22 protein-coding genes and 2 pseudogenes are annotated in these 20,571 nt (G+C 59.2%); 11 read left to right on the top strand and 13 right to left on the bottom strand.

What is annotated here, in order from left to right; genetic code table 11:
* Positions 1-179: 179 nt before the first annotated feature.
* The 3 genes from NKH17_RS30710 to NKH17_RS30700 all read right to left on the bottom strand — a co-directional run bounded on the left by NKH17_RS30710 (position 180) and on the right by NKH17_RS30700 (position 4,478).
* A complete protein-coding gene (locus NKH17_RS30710) occupies positions 180-1,469 on the bottom strand; it encodes a GNAT family N-acetyltransferase (protein ID WP_352808365.1) in 1,290 nt (429 codons plus the stop codon).
* 205 nt (positions 1,470-1,674) lie between these two features.
* Positions 1,675-2,550 (bottom strand): class I SAM-dependent methyltransferase, encoded by an 876-nt coding sequence (locus tag NKH17_RS30705; protein ID WP_352808366.1) that lies wholly within the window; start codon positions 2,548-2,550, stop codon positions 1,675-1,677.
* Positions 2,551-2,705: 155 nt separating this feature from the next.
* A complete protein-coding gene (locus NKH17_RS30700; protein ID WP_352901884.1) occupies positions 2,706-4,478 on the bottom strand; it encodes a polysaccharide biosynthesis/export family protein in 1,773 nt (590 codons plus the stop codon).
* Positions 4,479-4,848: 370 nt separating this feature from the next.
* Here NKH17_RS30700 and NKH17_RS30695 point away from each other — a divergent pair, with 370 nt between their 5' ends.
* The 4 genes and pseudogenes from NKH17_RS30695 to NKH17_RS30680 all read left to right on the top strand — a co-directional run bounded on the left by NKH17_RS30695 (position 4,849) and on the right by NKH17_RS30680 (position 7,563).
* Positions 4,849-5,043: a hypothetical protein gene (locus NKH17_RS30695; RefSeq protein ID WP_352808369.1), complete on the top strand. Its 195-nt coding sequence runs from the start codon at positions 4,849-4,851 to the stop codon at positions 5,041-5,043.
* 722 nt (positions 5,044-5,765) lie between these two features.
* Positions 5,766-6,605: a LuxR C-terminal-related transcriptional regulator gene (locus NKH17_RS30690; RefSeq protein WP_352808371.1), complete on the top strand. Its 840-nt coding sequence runs from the start codon at positions 5,766-5,768 to the stop codon at positions 6,603-6,605.
* Positions 6,606-6,706: 101 nt separating this feature from the next.
* A pseudogene (locus NKH17_RS30685) lies at positions 6,707-7,064 on the top strand (PIG-L deacetylase family protein); the annotation flags it as partial.
* 202 nt (positions 7,065-7,266) lie between these two features.
* Positions 7,267-7,563 carry a hypothetical protein gene (locus NKH17_RS30680; RefSeq protein WP_352808373.1) on the top strand — a complete coding sequence of 99 codons (297 nt, stop codon included), beginning with the start codon at positions 7,267-7,269 and terminating at the stop codon, positions 7,561-7,563.
* A gap of 746 nt (positions 7,564-8,309) precedes the next feature.
* Here NKH17_RS30680 and NKH17_RS30675 read toward each other — a convergent pair.
* The 5 genes from NKH17_RS30675 to NKH17_RS30655 form a co-directional block, all read right to left on the bottom strand.
* The gene (locus NKH17_RS30675) at positions 8,310-9,062 is read right to left on the bottom strand and encodes a LuxR C-terminal-related transcriptional regulator (protein WP_352808375.1); all 753 of its coding nucleotides are present in this window, start codon (positions 9,060-9,062) and stop codon (positions 8,310-8,312) included.
* A 943-nt stretch (positions 9,063-10,005) separates the two neighbouring features.
* Positions 10,006-10,710 (bottom strand): Crp/Fnr family transcriptional regulator, encoded by a 705-nt coding sequence (locus NKH17_RS30670; RefSeq protein WP_352808377.1) that lies wholly within the window; start codon positions 10,708-10,710, stop codon positions 10,006-10,008.
* 798 nt (positions 10,711-11,508) lie between these two features.
* A complete protein-coding gene (locus NKH17_RS30665; RefSeq protein WP_352901881.1) occupies positions 11,509-11,859 on the bottom strand; it encodes an SIS domain-containing protein in 351 nt (116 codons plus the stop codon).
* Between the two features lie 279 nt (positions 11,860-12,138).
* Positions 12,139-12,813, bottom strand: a complete 675-nt coding sequence (locus NKH17_RS30660) for a protein-L-isoaspartate(D-aspartate) O-methyltransferase (RefSeq protein ID WP_352808381.1) — start codon at positions 12,811-12,813, stop codon at positions 12,139-12,141.
* A 40-nt stretch (positions 12,814-12,853) separates the two neighbouring features.
* Positions 12,854-13,087, bottom strand: a complete 234-nt coding sequence (locus tag NKH17_RS30655; RefSeq protein ID WP_352808382.1) for a hypothetical protein — start codon at positions 13,085-13,087, stop codon at positions 12,854-12,856.
* 30 nt (positions 13,088-13,117) lie between these two features.
* Between NKH17_RS30655 and NKH17_RS30650 the strand changes: the two genes are divergently transcribed.
* On the top strand, positions 13,118-13,348 hold the full coding sequence (locus tag NKH17_RS30650; RefSeq protein ID WP_352808383.1) for a hypothetical protein: 231 nt from the start codon (positions 13,118-13,120) through the stop codon (positions 13,346-13,348).
* A gap of 477 nt (positions 13,349-13,825) precedes the next feature.
* Here the strand turns inward: NKH17_RS30650 and NKH17_RS30645 are convergent.
* The 3 genes and pseudogenes from NKH17_RS30645 to NKH17_RS30635 form a co-directional block, all read right to left on the bottom strand.
* Positions 13,826-14,074, bottom strand: a pseudogene (locus NKH17_RS30645) (integrase); the annotation flags it as partial.
* A complete protein-coding gene (locus NKH17_RS30640) occupies positions 14,064-14,483 on the bottom strand; it encodes a type II toxin-antitoxin system VapC family toxin (RefSeq protein ID WP_352808406.1) in 420 nt (139 codons plus the stop codon). The gene NKH17_RS30640 and the pseudogene NKH17_RS30645, both read right to left, overlap by 11 nt.
* Positions 14,480-14,722 carry a type II toxin-antitoxin system Phd/YefM family antitoxin gene (locus tag NKH17_RS30635; RefSeq protein WP_352592901.1) on the bottom strand — a complete coding sequence of 81 codons (243 nt, stop codon included), beginning with the start codon at positions 14,720-14,722 and terminating at the stop codon, positions 14,480-14,482. The genes NKH17_RS30640 and NKH17_RS30635 overlap by 4 nt, the downstream gene beginning before the upstream one ends.
* A gap of 767 nt (positions 14,723-15,489) precedes the next feature.
* On the opposite strand from NKH17_RS30635, the gene NKH17_RS30625 reads away from it, so the two are divergent.
* From NKH17_RS30625 to NKH17_RS30605, 5 genes are all read left to right on the top strand, one after another.
* Positions 15,490-15,993: a LysR substrate-binding domain-containing protein gene (locus NKH17_RS30625; protein WP_352808384.1), complete on the top strand. Its 504-nt coding sequence runs from the start codon at positions 15,490-15,492 to the stop codon at positions 15,991-15,993.
* A gap of 252 nt (positions 15,994-16,245) precedes the next feature.
* The gene (locus NKH17_RS30620; RefSeq protein WP_352808386.1) at positions 16,246-16,440 is read left to right on the top strand and encodes a hypothetical protein; all 195 of its coding nucleotides are present in this window, start codon (positions 16,246-16,248) and stop codon (positions 16,438-16,440) included.
* 46 nt (positions 16,441-16,486) lie between these two features.
* The gene (locus NKH17_RS30615; RefSeq protein ID WP_352808387.1) at positions 16,487-16,735 is read left to right on the top strand and encodes a hypothetical protein; all 249 of its coding nucleotides are present in this window, start codon (positions 16,487-16,489) and stop codon (positions 16,733-16,735) included.
* Positions 16,736-16,808: 73 nt separating this feature from the next.
* Entirely contained in the window at positions 16,809-17,033 is a 225-nt protein-coding gene (locus NKH17_RS30610; protein ID WP_352808389.1) for a hypothetical protein, read from the top strand.
* A 341-nt stretch (positions 17,034-17,374) separates the two neighbouring features.
* Complete coding sequence (locus NKH17_RS30605) at positions 17,375-17,662, top strand: DUF2231 domain-containing protein (protein ID WP_352901874.1); 288 nt, start codon at positions 17,375-17,377, stop codon at positions 17,660-17,662.
* Between the two features lie 180 nt (positions 17,663-17,842).
* Here the strand turns inward: NKH17_RS30605 and NKH17_RS33535 are convergent, their stop codons facing one another.
* Positions 17,843-18,352, bottom strand: a complete 510-nt coding sequence (locus NKH17_RS33535) for a ferritin-like domain-containing protein (RefSeq protein WP_352808392.1) — start codon at positions 18,350-18,352, stop codon at positions 17,843-17,845.
* A 519-nt stretch (positions 18,353-18,871) separates the two neighbouring features.
* On the opposite strand from NKH17_RS33535, the gene NKH17_RS30595 reads away from it, so the two are divergent.
* Entirely contained in the window at positions 18,872-19,165 is a 294-nt protein-coding gene (locus tag NKH17_RS30595) for a KTSC domain-containing protein (protein WP_352808393.1), read from the top strand.
* Positions 19,166-19,456: 291 nt separating this feature from the next.
* Here the strand turns inward: NKH17_RS30595 and NKH17_RS30590 are convergent, their stop codons facing one another.
* Positions 19,457-19,645 (bottom strand): hypothetical protein, encoded by a 189-nt coding sequence (locus NKH17_RS30590; RefSeq protein WP_352808395.1) that lies wholly within the window; start codon positions 19,643-19,645, stop codon positions 19,457-19,459.
* Positions 19,646-20,571 lie beyond the last annotated feature (926 nt).

Below are 20,571 nucleotides of genomic sequence, written 5' to 3'. Positions count from 1 at the left end.
CCGGCACTGCCGATAGTCCAAAGTGGCCAGCACCGACAACGGTCACATCGCATGACGTAAACAAATCCAACCTCCCCTTGGTCCTCGCCTTCCGAAGGTCCGAACCCGCCGATCGATTGTGGAAGAGCCTGCCCCAATACTTGATATAAAGTGGCGGCTCCCTTTTTTCGGTCGACGCTTCAAGCCGCGGCCTGTTTCATGTGAGCAGCAATGGTCCCTAGCACCCGCTTGGCACCGCGCAGCTGTGCCTCGATGCGGCGCTCTGGACTGTCTCTGCCTATTGCGATCCACTTCATGGGATGCTCCGCATTAGCCAGGTGGGACTTGTGCCCGGCGAAGCCTGCCAGAAAATCGTAGCCGCACTCGCCGCGTCCGATGCTGTCCTCAATAGCCAGCACATGGCTGATAAGTCCTGGCTTGAGCCGGCCATCGCGCTCATAAAGAAAGCCGCTTTGATAGTTGAGAACACGGCCGTCACACACGAAATTGTACAGGACCCCGACTGTCTGGTCCCCGGCCAAAGTCCGTGAGATGCGGACGGTCCCCGTGGGAACGCCGCGCGTAATGAGCTCCTCGTGAAATCGACGGAAGCTCGGGTTGGCAAAGGCTCCCCTGCGTCCCCATCGCGCCTGATGAAGCTCGGCGAGCAAATCAAACGCGGCGAGCGCCTCCGATGTCACTTCGACAGTCCGGAACGCAACGGGGCCGCGTTCCCCATATAACCGCATGGCACGGCTTACCGCTTGGCGAGTATTGCGGCCTAATGTGGCGCGGTAATTTGCGCCTTTCTGGCGGACTTTGGCGAAGTCGATCCACCGTGCCGTATCTTCTGCTTTCACCTCAGTAAGGAGCCCGGCCCGGCCCGCGGTGCGACAAGCGGCCAATTCGAAGTCTAGATCAATTCCGGAGAGCACCAGTTGGTCAGAGCGGCGCAAGTGATGCGCCAAGGCCTCGACGCATGCCGCTCGAGTGGCATCGGCCAGGGATCGCTCCGCAAGAATATCGTTGTACTCAATGAACAATCGATCGAATCGAACATCTCCGGTTTCATTGAGCAGCCAACGCGCCCGCGCATGCCGCCCGAAACTCCACGCCCTCCGCCGGCAAATAATCGCCAAGCCAACGATTCTGCTTGACGTGCGAGCGACTAGAACATGTGGTTGCGCGCCCCCCGGCAGATGCCGCAGCCAAGTTCCGATCCAGAGCCAGGACAGATAGAATGAGTGAGTTGCTCGCGCTTCGAGCTCCTTCCAAGCGGTCTCGAGTGTCGCGATGTCCGGCAAGACCTCCACGGTAACGTCGATGACCGTATCCTGGCGCATGGCTTGTTCTCCTGAGGCCACGCGATAGGGTTCCGCACCGATGGCTGAGACATCAAGAGGTCCTGATATACAACCATCTTCCTGATACTTTGCGCATTGCGGCGGGAATGCCAGGAGTATCCTCGCTGCGCGCTGCTGTTCGTCCATGGAGCACTCGGGGTTTCCTGTTTGGAGAAGACTTCATGTCGGGAGGCGCTAAAAGTGAAGACCCTATTCTTGACTACTCACGGAGAGCCTAGTCTGTGCCTGCTGGAGGAGGACGAGCGACCGCTTCACACGGCTCCCTTTAGAGCGGCCAGGACCAGCGAAGGGGGCTCCGGGGCATTGTCTCGAACCGCGGCGGCTCGCGCGCTCATTTATAGCCGAGCAGGCGAATCCCCATCAGATGCCGAAGAACCGAATTCGTAGTGGGTCTCGATCGCCGCCGCCAAACTCCTTGCATGACCATTTCGAGCATGATCCCAATTTTGGCAGGAACGAGTACATTAACGGCCCCATTGCCGAACAGCACAGCCTGCTTTCGAAGGCCAATCCCCGTAAACGCGCGTGACAGCTCACGATAGCTATATTCCTTCAGGTGGAACCCACATGCGACGTTGTCAAAGTACACCGAAATGTCGTGAGGACCCGTGACGGCGTTTGGAGTGATGCAATAGTAAGCACCCCCGGGTGAAAGAACACGATATACCTCGGAAAGCTGCCTTACTGCGTCGTCGGGGTGGAGGTGCTCCATCAACTGATCGCTGAACATAAAATCGAGACTATTATCGGCGAAAGGAAGATGAATACCATCGATCCTGACGAATTGAAAATTGACGGGCTTCTCCCCAGGTGGAAGTAACGCGTCAGTTACGTCGATTGCATTTACTGATGAGCAATGACTGCACATGCTGAGGCTAAGCTTACAATCGCCGGCCCCCAATTCGCCGAAACGCGCGCCTTTCTGGATAAGCGTTCTTAGAAGGGCGGTTTGAAGATTGACTATACGATCGTCTCTGTATTCATTCCTATTTTGGGGATGATCTTCAAGGGAAGTGAAAAGCTTGCCGTACACTTCAGCATAGAGGCTGAGCCGAGCGTCTTCATCTGAATTCAGCAGCTGAGCAGCCAGAGCTTTCTCGATTTGATAGTGCGCAAATATCCGCTCGGGCGTGCGCGCGTCGTGACAAAATGCCGAAATCTTTGACCAATCCCGCTTGATAGGCACCTGTATCCCGTTCGATGTCATCTCACCGCACCTTTGTCAGTGATCCGAACTCCTGAGCGGAGGCGGACATGCTCGTTCATGAAGCGGTTCAAGCTGTCGGCGAGGGCGAGTGGTCGTTCGCTTCCCACTTCGTCACGACGAGTTCATCTACGCGGACCAGCCATGCAACCGGTCCTCTACTCCCTCACCACGCTGGAAGGCTCGACATCGTTGGGGTTGGACGCGGCCGGCAAGCTCTCGCCGGTCGGCGACGAGGTCGGGACCGGCGAACCGGCCGGCTCTGCCGGCTCTCTTGGCTCGCTTTCGCCCGCGATGATGTTGACGAGGTCGCCTGGCTGCAACAGGGTCATCCCGACGGACTCAATGCTGACCGGCCCCGCTGCCGATTGCCGCACGATTTGATAGGTTGCGCTGTTCGCGTCCTTAGCAAGCTGGACGCGGGTCACCGGCAACATGTACAGGACGCCTTCGCTAGCGTTCAACTCGCGCAGATTGGCCGCGATCTGGCTCTCCGTGGTCTCGATCTCGATCTCCAGATCGTTCCTGAGGTCGGCCCTGGTCCGCAACACCTCAGACTCTAGCGAAGCGAGGCGCTGCTTGGCGTTTGCGTACTGGTTAAGGGCGTCCTGCCGACGCTGTTCCGCGTCGGACAACTCACTCTGGATCTGATCCATCACCGTCATGCTGAGAACTTTGCGGTCCACGAGCGTGCGCATGCTGTTGACGCGCTCCTGGCGCAGCTTGACGAGCTCGTCGAGCGACTTCATGCGCCCATAAGCTACAACATCCTGCTTAGCCGCCTCCAGCGCACGCAGGTTTGCGCGCTCGCGATCCTTGCGGGCCGTGGCGAGCGCCTTGCGCCGCTCGCTCTGCTCGTTGACGAGGTTGGCAGCTTCGGTCGCGCCGGCCAGTTCCAGCAACTGGCGCGGGATAGTGGGTGCCGTACCGTCGCGCTCGGCCTTCAGCACCGCCGTGCGCGCCAGCAACTTCAACAAGGCATCGATCGCCCCGCTCCGCTTCTGGGTCTCACGCACGGCTTCGATCTTTTGCCACGGCTGGCTCTCGGCCCGGTCGAGTCCGCCGGCCAGCGCGATCGCGTGCAGGATCGTCATGCCGGGCGCGTATTTGAACGAGCCTGGATTCTTGACCGGCCCCAGCACGTAAATGGGCGGGCGCTCCAGCGGCAGGATGTTGACCAGTCCCCCGCGGCCCAGCAGTTGATTGAAGGTTTCCACCAGGTCGGCCTGTACCTGCTGCGTCGACCGGTTGGCCACCGGAATGGAGCCAAGCAAGGGCACGGAAATCGTGCCGTCCTCTTGGACAATATATTCGCCGCTCAGTTCCGGACGCTGCAGGATGCCGCGCAAGGCCGAGGACGCGCCCCCCCACTTGTCTTCCTCGACGTCGACGCGCTCGTAGAATGCAACCTTGAGGCGGTCACCGACGCCAAACAGGGCTCCGGTTGGCATGCCTGGCGTCTTGCTGAGGGTTTTGGGGCGCTCGGCACTGGTGGGAACTGCAGGGACGACGCTCGGCCCGACCAACGCCGCGGCCGACGCACCCGGTCCCGACACGATCGCACGGGAGGGTTCTGCCGTGGGGTGGCCCGGCTGTTCTTGCCAGCTATCGATAGCAGCAGACACCTTCTGCACCACGGCCCCGGAGACATTCTCGACCCTCTGCACCACGGCTTCGGAGACATCCTGGACCCTCGGCACCATGGTTCCGGAGACATCCTCGACCTTCTGCATCGCGGCTGCGGAGACGTCCTTGACCTTCTGCATCGCGGTTCCGGAGGCGTCCTTGACCTTCTGCATCGCGGCTGCGGAGGCGTCCTTGACCTTCTGCATCGCGCCTGCGGAGGCGTCTTCGACCTTCTCCATTACGGCTCCGGAGGTATCCTCTACCTTCTGCATCACGGCTCCGGAGGCATCCTCGACCTTCTCCATTACGGCTCTGGAAACAACCTCGATGGGCTCCCAGTTTCTGACCGCTCCCGCTCCCAGGACGGCGACCCCGAAGACTCCCAAGACAAGCAGGTCGGCCTTCATTCCCCTTTGGTGGGCCGCCTTTGACGAGGGAGTGACGGGCTCGGAATTGTATTTTGCATCCATGGCCATGGCGCGTGGCTTTCACTTTCAATGGTGGCCAGCCCGTCCCGAAGTGGCGAGCATCGGTCGACGAAGAAGGCTCTGCGTTATCGTGACCCTTCACCGCTACCGGCACAACTATCCCTTTGTAGGCACTCCTTCCGGATAAACCCCCCTCCGGCGAACTCGTCCAATGAGCAGATTGCTGCGCTGAAGGAGAACCTCTTTGATGGCAAACGGGACAAAGGCGATCGAACGCAACGAATCGCCGGAAATAGTGGTCCGACGCAGCGTCTCGAACCCCCTGCGGCCCCAACATGCATTCGCAGAATGGCTGGCCGTCTCCAACTTCGTCGTCCAGGCCCTGGAGAACGAGCCGATCACGATCTCCGGCTCCGATCATTCTGCTACGTCGATGACCTGATCGACGGCACTCGCCTGATGAATGAAGAGAGGCGAACCTCGACGAAGCCGCCAACCTTGGCAATCCTATCGCGGTAGCAATAGCAGAACTGGCCCGCCTCACTCATTTCTCTGGCGGATCTCACCAGGCTTGAATTCCGGCCCCTGCCAAAGGACTTCCCCGGCAGCGCTGCTCGGATGTCGTCCGCCCCAGGGGCCGCGCCAGGCAACTCCTCTATTGCTCACCGCAAGTGCAACGCAAGGAGCGCTCGGCAGACCATTTCGATGTCCGAAGGCATCCGTGCTTCCGTGCTGTTGTGGCGCTACGCCGCTGCCAGCTGTGGCACGTTGCTCCTCAAGCTGGTGAAGCTCGGGCGCTGGTCAGGATCAGCGCGCGCCGCGTCAAGATCGCCTTCTTCTTGGCCTGCGCGTCATCCCAAAATGGCGGCTGGTCGCGGCGAGGCCCCTGGACCCGCCCCTCCGCCTGACACGCGCGCCGCCCCGCGCCAGACCGGCGGCATGGTGCTGGCTGCCGCCCGGGGCGGCCGAAAACCAGGGCCCGCACCCCTCACCAAGACCTCAGGCTTGACAATTCGGGGTAGCTCGCGACGAAGCCACCCTACGCCTAAAGAGGGTGTTCTTGTCCAGGGTTTTCCTCGCGTAAGGTGACATGGTCAAGAAAGAAACTATGCGAGGAGCACCTTGCGAGACGCGCGTACCTCAATCGCGTCAGGGGAGGCTACGATGACAACGAAATCCTTGATGACCACAAAGTCTTTTATAACAGTGCTTGTCAGCCAGAGCGAGTTACTCCGAGAGGGCCTTGTTTTAATTCTGGATGCAGCAAAGTTTCGCATTCTTTTCTCTGCGGCTTGTGTTCACGACCTTCTGCAGAAGCCGCTGCCCCAGCACCGGTCCATCTTGCTCATCATGGATGTCGACGGTATTGACGCAGATGCTGGATTTGCACAAATTTCAGAATTTAAAGGGATTTATCCGACCAGCCATGTCGTTGCGCTAGCCGATCACTGTCGACCCAACGATATAGTTTCAGCCCTTCGTGCGGGGGCTGACGCGTATTTGACAAAAGTTGCCGCTCACGACACCTTCATCAAAGCTCTCGAATTGGTTATGCTAGGGCAGACGGTTCTACCTGCAGAAACTTCGACGTTTATTCAGGACATAAGACACGGTCTGAAATATGATGAATTAGCAGTACATGAGTTTACAAATGTAGCTGTTACAATGGAGAACGCTGATCGAGAGACATCAATGCTGTCAGCTAGGGAAGATTGTATTATACGTTGCTTGATCGGAGGGGAGTCTAACAAGACAATCGCGCGCAAGATTAACATCGCCGAAGCGACGGTGAAGGTACACGTGAAGGCCATCCTACGAAAGATTCGGGTCGGCAACCGTACCCAGGCTGCAGTTTGGGCGATGAACCATGGTATGCTCACTTCCGCTCCTGGCAAAGGCCCGTCAGGGACCGAAAACATGGCTACTCAGCCTTCTCACCATCGGCAAGAGCTACTTGAAGGACAAAAGGAGTACCACCTTCTCAAGAACACTCATCCGGTGTGACCGCCTCCGGGTCTTGACAGCGACGGATCGCAATGGGGCGCTGAGGTGGACCCTCCAACGGGACCACAACCCGGCCTTTAGTGATTGCCGTCGCGGATTTCGCAGACAGATCACGGTTTCATAGCGACGTGGTGTTAACCCAGGCCAGGTTCGACGCCCATCAGGACCACCGGGAGATTCAACCAACTGACCTGGAACGTCTTCCGCGATCATCTGGTGCTCGAATGCCGCCCGAAATGGGACGGCGACCTTTGGCACTCCGATGCCTACGTGCCGCTCACGGCCGATGTGCTGGAACGCAAGATCGAGCTCCTCGACAAGCACTTCGGAACGCGGCGCTCCAAGGACTGGTTCGACCGCCAGACACTCGCTGGGCTTGCGAGGTTGCGCTGGATGGAATGCCGGGCACCCGAGCATTTCGCCGAGGCTTTCACGCTCCGGAAGGGCAAAATTCTTTAGCAGTTTGCGAACATTCTCTTGCAAAAACTTACGGGGCGACCATCGAAAAATGGAGTGGGCCTTGAACTCACCGTGCGATCTGCTTAACTGGTTATTCTACAGCGGTCCCGCAAAAAGACATCTACAAGCAAAGATAGTACAGAACTAGCCATGCGAGCCGATCGTTTCTACTATCCATTTTGAAGTTGAGGGATGCATCAAAGTGGGCAAGGCAAAAATAGCTCCTGGATTTTCGTTCAAAACAGCGCGGATCGGAACGGTCGAGGGCGGAGAATCCGGGGTTTTGGTGTGGAAATGGGATCAACTGGTCGCGGTCCTTACTCAGATCGACGAGGAAGCCTACTCCACGAAGGGCAAATGGTTCCTCGAGACAGGCTTCGGGCTGCTGAGCGGGCAGCACAAAAATTTCGATACGATCGAAGAAGCCATAATATGGGTGGCCAGACACACTTTCCCTGATAGTGCAGATGGATCGGCGGATTCAGCGGCAGAAAGTTAACCCGACTTGCGGTCAGCTTCCGGCCTGGCAGAAGTCGCGCATTCCCTTCTCAATCGGTCGTCCGCAAGGCAAGTTTCCTGTCGGCCGGAAGCTTCTTGGCTTGCGTGCCGATGCAGGTCCCAGCGAAGTCTTTCGGCCCATGTCTGATACCTACCCTCGCCGGGCGGGACTTAGTCTAGACCCGTTTGTCAGGGGACCGTCACCTTATTGGTCCGCAACTGAAGTGAGGTCGTGCTCATCACCGGCAGTGCGCCGTCGGCGGCCTTACGTCCTCATGACAGCCGTCTCGGCGCAGTGTAGCTGACGACGAGAGCGGTATGAGCACTCCACGCCCGAACATCCCGCAGGAACAGGGGACGGTATGTCTACGCCGGCTTGCCCGTTGGGGTCGAACGCAGAGAGCTCCGACGGCCGCATGCTCCCCGGACCCGGGGGTCATCTGTATTCGACGCACTTGTTCCCGTCGGCGTCCCAGACATGGCACCCCAACCGCGCTCGACCGCGCCCTTGGAGCAGCTTTCCAAAGGACTGCAGAACAAGATCATCGCGACGAACCCGGGCTTCGGAGCACCCCGCCAAAATCCCTACAGCATGCTATCAGGAAGCTCGGGGCAACGAACCGCACCGGGCCCCTGTATCTCGGGCGCTTCCCGGATGCCATTCACTGCAACGGAGATCCCGCGACTGTCACTAAGACGGCCCGCGGGATTCACCCGAGGCGGGCAGTCTTATTGCTTGGGAACGCTTCAGGAAGAGTTCCTTCTCGCGATGAGATCGTTGACCTTGTAGGCGACTTCCGTGCGGTTGGTCGCCTTCAGCTTCTTCATGATGTTTCGGATGTGGACCTTCACGGTGCTTTCTCGCAGGTTCAGTTCGTAGGCGATGATCTTGTTCGCTTTTCCGCGCCGGAGCGCCTGGGCGACCTCGGCCTGCCTAAGCGTGAACACGCCTTTCAAAGGCTGCGTGTCGCGGCTGTCCGAACCTATCAGGTGGCGCATGCAAAGGACACTGCTCGCAGTGACGAAGATACCTCCCGCTGCCGCAAGGTTTATAGCCTCGACACAGACATCGATTCCGACCGAGGTCGGAATGTAGCCGCGTGCGCCGCATTCGAGAGCGGTCAATATGTGTGCAAGATCTTCGGTGTCGGCCAGGATAACCACAGGGACTGATTTGAATTCGGACGAAATATGCCTAATCTCGTCTGCGATCCCATGATCGGTGACCTTCCGGCCGCCAAGGTTCAAGAGTATGGCTGCAAGGGGAGGGACCGAGCCCTTCTTCACGCGCCATTCATCTATCGAACCCATGGCCGCGATTTCCATGCCGAGTTCGTGGTCCGCGAGGGCAAGGGCGAGACACTCGCGGTCTAGGGCCCTTCCGTCCAGGACGAGGAGGCCTCCTTTCCCTGCTTGACCGTGGACGCTTTTCGTTCCGCTGGACAGGACTCCTGACCGATTGGGCGAAGTGTAGTTATGCCGTCCTGCTGTGGAACCCATGCCAATCCCCAATCTTTTCGCACACAAGCCGCGTTGCGGCTGCCAAGACACCCCTCATTCTCTCGCAATCTGAAAGTTTGAATACTCAGCCCCGTGTTTGAATGCGCTTGTGTATGAATACCCAGCCTTGTGAAAGCGTGAGGCTCACCCAGCTCGGGCGTCGTCAGCAGTTCTTCGCCCCCTAGCGAGAACAGCTTGTGCAGCCTATCGTCTATTTATAAGCGTTCTCTAACATAAGTTAATTTTTGGGAAATTTCACGTCGACGGTCTCTCCTGAGAGGACACGTGTTGAGACCGCGTCACCCCGCCTTGAAGGTCCCGCGAGTTCGATCGTGACGCGCGGGACCGGCGAGATTCAATCTCTTTGGCCATGTGCCACGGGCGAAACGACTCCCGACCGCTCAAGGAATGCCAAGGAAGGGGATACCTCTAGGAGGTTGATTAACCGGGTTGGCGATGATGCACATTCTCAGGAATGGGACCACTTAGCCAACCCAATCCCACCAGCCATTCGAGGAGGATCGGTAGTTCCTCGCGATGTAGACGAGAATTCCTGAGGGTGGATATTGGCATGACCAGGGCGCAGTTCGTGGCATCCGTGGCCCAGCGCTTTAGGTTCGAGAACCCGGCTGTATCTGCTGTAGTGTATGGGCAGCTTGCATGTATTTCGGCAGCATGTTCTCCTCGTGATAGACCATGGTGGGCCGTCGGTCATGAAAATCGTGCCTTTGCGGCCGCCCTCATCAAGATAGACCGCGGCCCGCCAGGTAGGCCGCGCACTACCGGCCCGGAAAACTCGTGTGGAGCTGCTCCAGCGACGGCGCACCGTCGTCTTCTAGCAGAAATTTTGCTGATGACCCATGCACTGGCGCCCCGCACCGCGCCGCAGGGGGCGATGCGAAAGCCCTAGGCACGATTGAACCCGAGCTAGAGGGAATAACCTTTACCTGAGGTACTCGCTGTCGAATCCGGCTGTTCTGACCAGCTTCTTGCGGTTGATCACCTCTACATGGCCTGCCTTGAAAGCGACGAGATCGGCCTTGCGGAGTTCCCTCAACGTCCGATTGAGGTGAACGGTGGTCATTCCCAGGATATCGGCCAATTCGTGCTGGGTAAGGGGACACTCATATCTTCCATGGGCCGACAGGCCAACGATCGAGAGCCTCTCCTCCAACTCGAGCAGGAAATGCGCGGTGCGACTCATCGCGTTCCGCCGCCCGGCATTCATGAGGTGTTCGGCAAGGATGGCGTTCAGGCGGGCCAGGGAGCAGGCGATAGTCTTGCCAAGGCGGCCTTCCGACAAGATGGCCTCTACCAGTTTCTTGCTGGAAATTTCATATACAGCTAGTTCGGTTATGGACGCCAGGGATGCTAGACGGGGTCCGTCTACGGAACGGAACCCGACAATGTCCCCCGGCAGCGGAGTGTCGATGATCTGCCGTTCTCCGTCCAGTAGTCCGCGGTAAAGTAGAGCCCAACCCGATTTTACGATGAATATCCCATCGTTGTTGTCATCCTGGCGGCATATCACCGAATGGGGTTTGTAAATTCTTGCGGTAGCACCGAGAAAATCGTTGTTACCCCAATCGTCCTTCGAGAATGTCCCCCCTACGGGATGCGAGTGTATGAACTGCAACAGTGTTTGCATGTTGCTTCAATTTCCGCACAAAAATAATTGCTCCCGCACGAGTTTGACAGAAGGACCACAGACGGTAGAGGCAGGATTGCCTACTGTCCTCGTTTGTTTGAATGAGGTAGACTGCGGTGAGATCAAGGAGTTGCAAGCATCATCAGGCAGTTAAGTCTTCCGGCTTCGGCGAGACGATCCACGCCAAGGCCTGCAGAAGTGTGGCAAGATCATTGCTCAGCAGCAGGTGGCCTGCAACCGGCTTCCCAGCTCTCGCCGGACCAAGTCAAGTGTCGGATCATCGGGATAAGTCGGCACAGCGAACCGCATGTCGCGTCGGTCCCAATAGCATTCCGATTTTCGTCTTTGAGGCCCAGCCCTCCGGCACATCTTGCTAATTAGGCGAGCGGATTTCGCGGTGCTGAAGCGCAGATTGCTGACCAGCAGTCGGACCATCGGCGCGACCGGAAAGGTTATCGCTGCTCCGGTGCGGCTCCGGGACCGGCGGGAGCGGAGCCGGCGGAGGCGGGGAAGGCGGCTGGCGAGGTTGATCGGGTCAGGTTGGGAGGGCCAAAGAAGGATCGCACGACCCTAGCGTTCCGTGGCTTTTGATCGATTCAGGAGGGCGCCGACGTAGGATGTGTCAGAGCCGCAACTTTGGCAACGAACTCTCGCGAAGTTCGCTAGCCGCGTGCGCTCGCAGTGTTTTTGGACCGCATCACTCTAGACTAGTTACGAGCGCAACACCAGTTGGGCACTAAGGGTTGATCACGGATCGCTTCGTCGATCCCGACTACGCCGGCGAATGAACATCACGTGTCAATCGGCTCGGAACATTGACTCCACATTGGACTGGGCGTGAGCCCCACGTGATTTCACCCAAGTCAATAATGATGTCGCTGATAAGTCGCGGATCAGACTCTGCTGAGACGTGACGGCAACGACCTTGTGAGCGCCTAAATGTCGGGACAACTCCACCATTTCCATGACCTGTCGGGTCTTTCCAGAAGTGGAGAATGCAAAAAGGCAATCTTCAGGGCCAATTATACCCAAGTCGCCGTGTGCTGCCTCGCCCGGATGCACAAAGGCCGCAGGTGTACAAGTCGAGCAGAGGACCGCAGCAAAACGATGAGCAGAAAATCCGGCCTTGCCCATGCCGGAGATGTTCACTTTCCCCGGCAGGCTTCTATGGTTTTGATGGCGGCATCAAAGGCCGAGTTTAGCTCTACGGCTTGAATAGCTGCCGCTTCAGCCTGCAAAATTTGCTGTGCCCGTTCTTGGATATTTGTTATTTTCCATTTCCGATGACACTCACGAAAACAACCTGCCTTCTGTTCGGAGTCTGCAACGGGTGGTTTTCTTTCGCGTTCACTAAGGGCGGAGAAACGCGGAAGGCTGGCATCTGATCGACGGTCGGAAAAGCGTCGTCGCGCCAGTTGTCGCACCTCATTAGACCGTTTCGAGCCGGCTGAACCGAACCGGGATGAGTTTCCGAGTTTTCAGTTGCCCTGCCGAATCCTTGTCGATGACCGTCAGCAACTGCACATCTTCAGGTCCCACAGGCAGAACCAGGCGTCCCCCCGGCTTGAGCTGCTCAAGCAAGGCCGGCGGCGCACGCCCAGCTGCGACGGTGACCAGGATCTTGTCGTATGGGGCGTGCTCAGGCCAGCCGCGCGACCCGTCTCCGACACGAATGCCGACATTGGATAAGCCGAGGCCCTGCAGCAGAGCCTCGGCATGGCTTGCGAATTCCTCGATGATTTCTACGCTCCAAACTTGCCCGGCGAGTTCCGCGAGGATTGCGGTTTGAAAGCCCAGGCCAGTGCCGATCTCGAGCACCGCCTCGTGCGGTTGGGGAGCAAGGAGATCGGTCATGAGAGCGACGATGAACGGCTGCGAGACGGTTTTATCGAAGCCGATCGGCAGCGGCATGTCCTGGTAGGCATAAGGTGCAACCGAGGCTGGCACGAAGAGATGCCGCGGCACTCGCTCCATCGCTGCCATCACCCGTTCATCGAGCGCCGCCTTGCCGAGTTCTTCGCTTGCAAGGTCGGTATGGATTGCAATCATCTCGACCATGTGCCTGCGTAGGACCGCGAGGTGCTCTTCATTCATTGGCTTCATGACGGTGGGCTTTCCTCAACCAGCTTGCTGCCAGTGAGCATTATATCCTGTTCGCCACGATAGCGCCCGCCATCGTTTCCATTGCGGGTGCCAGGCAAGCGTGGAAGACCGTCTTGGATGCTAATCGCCGGCGGCGATCCTGGAGATTCTGGGCGCCATATCGCCATAGCGGTGTGTCCGATACGGCTATCTCGCGCATCAGCTTCGCCAGCACCGGCCGGGAACCGATCGCGCCACCGCCGATCTCGCGCTGCAGCTTCGTAAGGGCGGACATGCCGAGCATCTGGCCTTGGTTCTGACGACAGTGAACGCGCCCTACAGCGTGCAACTCGACGGCGTGGCGCTGGGTCATTGTCTTTCGGATCTAGATCTGGCGAAGCAGTACCCTGGGCAAGTCAGTGCCTTCCTTGGAGAAGTGCCGGTCGAGCAGCAGATTGAGTTCGCCGCCGCGCACCAGATAGCGATCGATGATCTGAAGGCTTTCGCTGCCCATTTCTCTGCCTGGTCCGGCGAGACCTATCAACTCGCCGCCTGATGATCGAGGTCAATAGCCGTCGTCCGTCCGAATGGCGGCGGCTTTTCGCCATTGCTGCCGATTCGATCGACCAGCTCCGGGAGAACGCCGGAGGTTTGGGACTCGAATAGTCGTTTGGCGGGACCATCCCCGAGATCATTTCCAAGAAGGTTTATTACCGAGGCTCGGAGGCCAGACCGCGGGACATGATATCGCAGCAGCCGCGCGATCGCATCGAGCCGGCGTTGTCGGCGCCCTCCGGGCATTTCCGGATCGTGTCGCTCGAACATGGGAGCGGCTTTTAGAGCTGAATCCGGAGTTTGTCAGACGGACGGCCGCACAGCTCATGATCATGCCAGACTAAGAGGAAATGGCTGCTGATAGCCTTGTCATTGCAACAGCCCTGCTCGAAGAGGTGCTGTCGCCAGCGACATCATCCTGACCAACGCCGGCAGCCGGCTTCAAGCGGGGAGGGGCTTTCAGAGCCCAGACGCTCGACGGCAGCGGCTGTCCGGTCGCGGCGAGCGACCAGGCCTCGAGATAGCCAAGGTCGGAGGCCAGTGCCCGGAGAGAATTTGCGCCGATGCCGTCCTTGGCCAGGTGGCGCAGGTCTCGACATCGCCGTCAGTCAGGATTTCCGGCAAAAGATCGCGGCGGTCGAAGGGCAGCACGGAAATCGAGCGCGTCGAGCGCCTCGGCGCGGCGAACACCATTGCCAGATGGCCGAGCGATGAGGTCAGTTGCCATTCGCGAGCGGTCCGAGAATGCGAACTCCCTGGCCGCGCGCGGCAACTGCGAGCTTGCGATCGAGGGTGGCCAGCGGCAACGCGGTTTCGATTGCCAGCGCAAGGTAAGCGGCGTCATAGGCGCTGAGACCGTGCGCGGTGGCAAGCTCGATGATGGCGCCGTCACGTCCGGCGCCCGCATCCTCAAGCGGCAGCCGGCGAAGTCGCGCCATGGCGGCGATCGATTCGCCGGCAACGATCCGCCCGCGCCGTTCGGCCGTCAGGACAATGCTGCGCGCCTCATGCCAGAACAGGGAAGGGATTGGAGATTGACCTCTCAGTCCCGCGACCAGTGTTTCGGCCGCCTCACTGTGCTCCTCGGGCAAGAGCCAGGCAGCGGCAAAAGAGGCGTCGAGGACCAAGATCATCAGTAGCGATGCCCTTCGTGACGCCAGGCCAGGATCTCTTCGGTGGTCACGGGCTTCGCCTTGGCGCGCGCGGCGCGAACCTCGTCGATCAAGGCGTCCAGCCGGTTATCCTTGTGGATTCGGGAGAGTTTTGCGATCGGATCGTTGCCGCGCGAAATAATCACTTCCTCGCCGGCCTCGACTTTCGCCAGCAGTTCGGACAGATGGGTCTTGGCCTCGCCGACTTTCACTGTGATGGTCATTTTTTCCGTCCTCGTGTGGCGTTATACGCTACGGCCTCCGTGTTCCGCCACGGCCACTCTCGTCGCGCTGAGCGCAGCCTTGCACGATAAACGCGATTTTGCGCGACCATAGCGTCGATTCCGCCGGTTGGTCAAGGCTTGGTCAAGTTACTATCGATAAGAGGTCATTATCGGTAGTGAGCGCCAGACAAAATCCCCTGCAAGTCAGCTAAAATGCCGGATAGCTTGACTATCGCTCAAGGCGCAACGGTAGTGGGCAATCCAATGGTCCTCGCTTGCCAGTTCTACGACCGCCGTCTCGCTGCAGAGCCGACGATAGACTTTGTCAGCTTCGTGCCCGACCAAGAGTAGGGCTTTCGGTCGCAGATGTTAAGGCGGCAGAAGGTTTCCCTCTTCCTTGGCCGCTTCGAGAAACGCCCTGCGGACCACTTCGGGTTTCACCTGATCGATCATGGCATCCATGCAGAGTGCACTGCGCTGTGCCACTTGGGGCCACGCTTGGTCCACTGCAACAGTTGCTCGGCGGCTCCCTCGACGTTGTTGCACTGATAGGCAATACCAGGACGGGTGGTCCTTACGGAGACCGGCGCAGAGAACCAATGGAGCGACATTCGTACATAAGCCACGGCTTGACTAAGAGTTCCCTCAACCACGCCCGGTTCGAGCAAGGATCGGGTAAACCGGACTCGTGGTCCTACTCCTCCGGCCAGCCCTGCTGCGAACCTATTCACTGGCTGCAAGATTTGGGTGGAAGGTCAGGAGTGTCCATGAATTCCAAAGCTGGGATGGCCGCACCGGCGATCTTCGCGGACTCGTGCCTACTGTCGCGCAAAGTTGCCCCGCATCGGCTCTGCTGCTTCGCATCGCCAGCCTATTTGGCAGCGCGCGGCACGCCAATGCACCCCGACGATCTGGAGGGCACGACCTCGTCAACCTCCGATATCAGAGCACAGGTCAAAGCTTTCGCTGGCCTTCCGGATTGGCGGCCACGAGATCGAGATGGTGCCCACCGCCGGCGTGGTCTCGACGTGAGCGATGCCGTGGTCGCGGTGCTCGCGGCCGGTGGCGGCATCGGTAGCATCGCATCCTTCATCGCGGCGCCGTATGTGGCGCACGGCGAGCTAGCCCCGGTGCTTTCCGCTTTCGCCGTCGAGTGGCACGTTATCACTGCACTGTGGCCGGAGAGCCGCCGCGCAAACCCTGCCGTGCGTGCCTTCCGGACCCTGTTGCAGAACCTTTTCCAAGAGCGAATAAGGCGCGGCCGCGGCTAGCCTGTCTGTTTGATGGGGTCGCGCGCCTGGAGCCAGCAACCCGAACACATGAGGATGCCACCTGAGGGCAGCGATCCGCCTCGCCCTGGCGGAAGTGGCCCGACCGGAGGTCTCAGCCTCGGCAGCTCGGTGCCGGCCAGACGGCAGATGAATCGGCTGCTTATGGGGCGCCGTGCCGAGTTGGACGGCAACAGTTGGGCGTTTGCCGACTGGCGGCTTACATCTCGCGCCGGATTCTGATTCAGGCTCAACATGAGCCGTTATGATCTGACCGACTTCGAATGGCGCGTGATCGAGCCGTTACTAGCGGCCATCGTGCAGTCTGGACCGGCCTGGTCGGCAGCGAGATCAATGTTGGAAAACGAGAAGATGGTAGCGAGCCTTCGTCCATCGGCCGAACCGGCTGTCGTGAAAGACGTGCTGCATTTCCCTGAATTTCGCCCCTGAGCGAAATGATCAGTCACGAACTGCGACATGTTTGCAGAATAATGCGATGGAAGGCTTGCGGCAGAGAGCGCCTAGTAAGTGCATTTCTGTTTTTGTCGACGGTCTTTGGAAACTGGATTGTTCCGAGGCTATGGGAACTGCGCTGCTGGGCCGCGTGTTCGACCGGCTCAAGTCCGAGGCTTTATCTGAACAGCGACGCGAAGCGCTGGCGTCCCGGATCATTGCAAATTACATGGCCGGACTAGTTGACGAGGAAGAACTTCTGTCGGCTTCCCGGCAGGCGCTTGGACGGTAAGCGAAGGCCTGAGCGAATCCTCTGGCTAGAATTGGTCCGAAACCGTACAATAGCAAATCGTTAGCAACACAACATGCCGCTGACGCTTGGGAGCGACTATCGCACTTTTGGCCCAACACGAGGCATTGGTGAAATGGCGGAAGAACAAGGGCGGCCCGGCCTGAAACCTGAAATCGTCAGCGAGCTCGCGCGAGAGTCAGGCGTATCCGAACACCAGATACGCGAGATAATGTCGCTGGTCGGCTTCGATCGCGGCTCAATCCTGAGGGAAGCTCGTCTCCTCAAAAAGAACAAGTAGGGCCGGGGCTTTTGCACGGCGTCGGGGGCATCATCCTCGAGCCAGGCCTACGTCACGCCACCGCGCGAACGCAGCACGTTCTGACAGGCCGCAGGATCGGCATTTCCAAGGGCCGTCGAGGCCGAATGGCGGTTCGGACTGCGCGGCTCGGATTAGTTGAGCCGTAGGTTTTGATGCTGCCCATCGCGCCGCTGAGAACAACTCTAGCGCTGACTGATGCTGTTCGCGCCGGTTTGGAACCTCGCGCCGCCTTCAACGTTGTTGGGCATGGCTGACGATCGTGCAACTCATTTGCTTGGCGTTGCAACCACCGCAAAGATCGGCAGCCATCCGATTCACCCATGCTGATCCCTTTCCCGATCGCGTTGCTCGTGTCGGTATTCCTGTCGGATTTAGTGTTCTGGTCGACTGGCAATGCATTCTGGGCCGAAGCATCCTTCTGGCTGCTCGGCTTTGCCCTGTTGATGAGCGTTGCCGCGGCGCTGGCCGGCTTTACCGATTTTCTTGGAAATTCAAGGGTGCGGTCCATCAATGCAGCGTGGCACCATATGGTCGGCAACGTCGTGGCCGTGGTGCTGGCGCTGGCCAGTTTCATGCTGCGCCTAAGCGCCGGTGCAGCCGAGGGGTAGGCGTCCATCCCGAAGAGGGTGAGGACCTCAACTCCCGCCCGGAACTATCCCGATAGGTTGACGAATGGCCGACCTGCGGGAGCCGTCGTCGTGGTCGCCGGCGCCTCGAGCGGCATCGGCAGAGCGACTGCTCTGGGTTTGGCGCGCAAAGGCGCACGGTTACGCAGCGTTCCTACCCGATCACCGCTTGGCGCTGTCGCTGTCCGCTTCGGCCCGCGCAAGGAACTGCTCGGTCGTGGAGGGAAGACGGGTTTTCAGCCAATCCGCCATCGCGACTTCCTCTCGCAGATTCTCTTCGCAAGCCCGAAGAGCCTCTGTTTCGCCGAGCGATCGAGCAGCGGCAATGAGGATCGTGTAGGAGGCGATTTCCATCTGCTCGAACGTGTAGCTCGCGAGCGATCCTTTCATCACCTCATCTCCAGCGAAGACGCCGCTCAGCGATTGCGCCATCGCTGTCAGTTTACCGCCAGCATCCTTCATCATGGATGAACCCTCGTCCATCTGATCGAGACAAGTCTTCAGCCGAGCAGCCTGCTGCTTGGTTTCGTCGAGGTGCTGTCGGATTCGGTCGCTCAGTTCGGGATAATTCTCGATACGGCTCAACTGCCCGTTCAACATCGTTTCCGCCTGCTCTTCCATGGCATGAGCATCTCTAAGCCATTGGACAAACCATTCCCGTCCTTCTGACATCTCGAATCTCCTTTGCGATCTAAGGAAACTTTCAGAACAGGACATTGTTCCGGAATAGAGCCCGCCGAACGGGCCTTGGCCGTCGCAGAGGATCAGCGTCGTGGCGGGTCTCAATTCACCTCGCGAAATCCTGCAGCGATGCGTGGGGAAGGCTCGCGAAGACCGGCGCAAGGAAAACGGACCGTGAACGCGAAACGAGCGGATCAACGGGCTCGCCGCTGCGCGCTCCATTACAAAGTCCAACTGGCACTGGCCCGCTTCCTCGCCATCCCACCCGGCGACATACTGAAGCTGCCCCGCATGGGGTACGTGACCGCTGCCTGTCGTTCCAGGCATGTACGAACGGCAAGCAGATGAAGCTTGCCAGCGCTCGGCGAAGCTGAAGTGGATTCTCGACGAGGCGCTGATCGCGGCCGCCGGCGCTCCGCATTGAGCGTCGTGCCTCACCGCACCACCACAGTCACAAGGAACGCGACGGCCTCTCCGCTCGTTGATTGCATTTCGACTCGAGCCGCCGTCATGCCCTCCACATCGATACGCAAAACGGAATATGATCCCGACAGAAGAATCCTCTCGGTCTGGTTCGTGGCCAGCGGTAAGCGGTACGAGTTTGAGGGGGTACCGCCGGAAACCTTTGCCGCGTTCCGGGCCGCATTCGCCAAAGGCCGCTATTTCAACGACCATATCCGCAACATTTCCCCCACCATCTGGTTGCGAGCGATAGCGACCCGGGATGACCTGACCTGCCGGTGGCCCAGTCGTCCTGTCGCCTCCAACCGGCGGTTGGTAGACGCGTTGCCGCTGTTGCCCTAAGTTCGCTTTCGGTCCGCGCGCACCTCGCAAAGCCCACCCCCGAAGTCCCTGCCTGGTGCAAAGGCGCTTGATCGGTCCCGCCGCCCTGGCAGTGTGCGGCGGGATTTTTTGCGCTCCAGGTGGAACACCGGGGCGTGGGTAAGGTTCGGTGCACGCGGTACATCCTCCATACGATATTGCTGCAAGATCGGCTGACTCCGATCCGGCCCGCGTCTCCTCGATCCAGAGACGCGGGCTTTTGGCGAATGTCTGTGGATCAGCGCGCCATCAGGTCTGTTCACGCTAGCTGGACTATTGCTCGACCGGAACCGGCTCGTGCTGCGGCTCAGCGTGGTGGAATACCTGTCCAAGATCGCGCGCGTCGAACGTTTGGCCGCAGACTGGGCAGTAGACAAAGTGCTTCGACTCGTCCTCTACCGGCCCGTCATGCGGCCTGCCCTCATAGCCTGTCGCGATGTTGTCGGTTCTAATCCGGCGCATCGGCAAGTGCCTTTCGTCGTTTTGGCAACCGATACTTCTCCACCAACCGGACCTTCTCACGGTCGACCGTGACCAATGGCCCGAGGTCGATCGTCATAGCGTCCTCGTCGATGCGCGTGACCTCGCCTTTAGGTCGATTTGCTGGCCTCGGTTCACCTTGGTGTGGTCGATGATGGAATGTGGGAAGTCGTAACCTGGGATCGAGACGCTTACGCGGTCCTCCCCGCCTCAGAACCGTGGCTGTAATGGCCACCTGGTCGCCAATGCCTATTTCGCGAGCCATGGATTGAGTCTGGAGCGGACTAGGTGATGTTCAAGGTGTTTCCAATATAAGGCACAGGAGGGCTCAATGAACGGCTCGCGGGAACCCGCTACCTCCGAATTCCCGGTCGTGTCAAAATGGCAGAAAAGCGATGGAGGACTGCACGATAGGCCCGCAAAACGACACTTTCGAGATGTGCTGTCCTCTAATCGGGTCGTAAGCTGAGTTCGAAGCTGTTGGACATGGTGTCAACAGCCTGAGGGTCGCCAAGGCCAGAGCGGCCGGCCGGCGCCCATCATTATGTGCGCGATCGCGATCTGCGCCTCGACCTTGGTGCCGGGCAGGTGGCCCGCGTTAGCTGGGGGCACATAAGCGCTTGTACAACCCTCTCGAACTCCGAGAGGGATGGGGAACGTCACCATGGATCAGGTGCGGGCAAAGGTCCGTTGCGAAAAATGCGGCCGCAAGGATTCGATGAAAGCGGAACCTTCCATCTGGGTCGCGTCCCTACAGGTGGTGTAGCTCGGCGGTAGCGAAGCCGCTCGCGAGCGCGCTCTCGATAGCGCTGTAGATGCTATGGGCGGCGGCGAGCGTGTGGCACCCTCGACGCTGTTGAGCAGCTACCTAAGGAGCGCCCCATGTCACCATCCTTTGATGCAAGCAA

The sequence above is a fragment of the Mesorhizobium sp. M1334 genome (genome assembly GCF_040317995.1).
Taxonomy (GTDB): Bacteria; Pseudomonadota; Alphaproteobacteria; order Rhizobiales; family Rhizobiaceae; genus Mesorhizobium.
Note: the sequence above shows the minus strand (reverse complement) of the source record. Positions and strands in the feature narration are given on the sequence as shown.

What these genes read in the sequence shown, in the direction of transcription:
- NKH17_RS30610 (WP_352808389.1), top strand. Translation starts at nt 16,809, where the DNA reads ATGCCGCTGACGCTTGGGAGCGACTATCGCACTTTTGGCCCAACACGA.
- NKH17_RS30710 (WP_352808365.1), bottom strand. Translation starts at nt 1,469, where the DNA reads ATGGACGAACAGCAGCGCGCAGCGAGGATACTCCTGGCATTCCCGCCG.
- NKH17_RS30675 (WP_352808375.1), bottom strand. Translation starts at nt 9,062, where the DNA reads ATGGGTTCCACAGCAGGACGGCATAACTACACTTCGCCCAATCGGTCA.
- NKH17_RS30655 (WP_352808382.1), bottom strand. Translation starts at nt 13,087, where the DNA reads ATGTCCGCCCTTACGAAGCTGCAGCGCGAGATCGGCGGTGGCGCGATC.
- NKH17_RS30635 (WP_352592901.1), bottom strand. Translation starts at nt 14,722, where the DNA reads ATGACCATCACAGTGAAAGTCGGCGAGGCCAAGACCCATCTGTCCGAA.
- NKH17_RS30705 (WP_352808366.1), bottom strand. Translation starts at nt 2,550, where the DNA reads ATGACATCGAACGGGATACAGGTGCCTATCAAGCGGGATTGGTCAAAG.
- NKH17_RS30700 (WP_352901884.1), bottom strand. Translation starts at nt 4,478, where the DNA reads ATGGAGAAGGTCGAGGATGCCTCCGGAGCCGTGATGCAGAAGGTAGAG.
- NKH17_RS30670 (WP_352808377.1), bottom strand. Translation starts at nt 10,710, where the DNA reads ATGCAAACACTGTTGCAGTTCATACACTCGCATCCCGTAGGGGGGACA.
- NKH17_RS30695 (WP_352808369.1), top strand. Translation starts at nt 4,849, where the DNA reads ATGGCAAACGGGACAAAGGCGATCGAACGCAACGAATCGCCGGAAATA.
- NKH17_RS33535 (WP_352808392.1), bottom strand. Translation starts at nt 18,352, where the DNA reads ATGTCAGAAGGACGGGAATGGTTTGTCCAATGGCTTAGAGATGCTCAT.
- NKH17_RS30590 (WP_352808395.1), bottom strand. Translation starts at nt 19,645, where the DNA reads ATGCGCCGGATTAGAACCGACAACATCGCGACAGGCTATGAGGGCAGG.
- NKH17_RS30625 (WP_352808384.1), top strand. Translation starts at nt 15,490, where the DNA reads ATGAATTCCAAAGCTGGGATGGCCGCACCGGCGATCTTCGCGGACTCG.
- NKH17_RS30615 (WP_352808387.1), top strand. Translation starts at nt 16,487, where the DNA reads ATGGAAGGCTTGCGGCAGAGAGCGCCTAGTAAGTGCATTTCTGTTTTT.
- NKH17_RS30660 (WP_352808381.1), bottom strand. Translation starts at nt 12,813, where the DNA reads ATGAAGCCAATGAATGAAGAGCACCTCGCGGTCCTACGCAGGCACATG.
- NKH17_RS30690 (WP_352808371.1), top strand. Translation starts at nt 5,766, where the DNA reads ATGACAACGAAATCCTTGATGACCACAAAGTCTTTTATAACAGTGCTT.
- NKH17_RS30605 (WP_352901874.1), top strand. Translation starts at nt 17,375, where the DNA reads ATGCTGATCCCTTTCCCGATCGCGTTGCTCGTGTCGGTATTCCTGTCG.
- NKH17_RS30595 (WP_352808393.1), top strand. Translation starts at nt 18,872, where the DNA reads ATGCCCTCCACATCGATACGCAAAACGGAATATGATCCCGACAGAAGA.
- NKH17_RS30620 (WP_352808386.1), top strand. Translation starts at nt 16,246, where the DNA reads ATGAGCCGTTATGATCTGACCGACTTCGAATGGCGCGTGATCGAGCCG.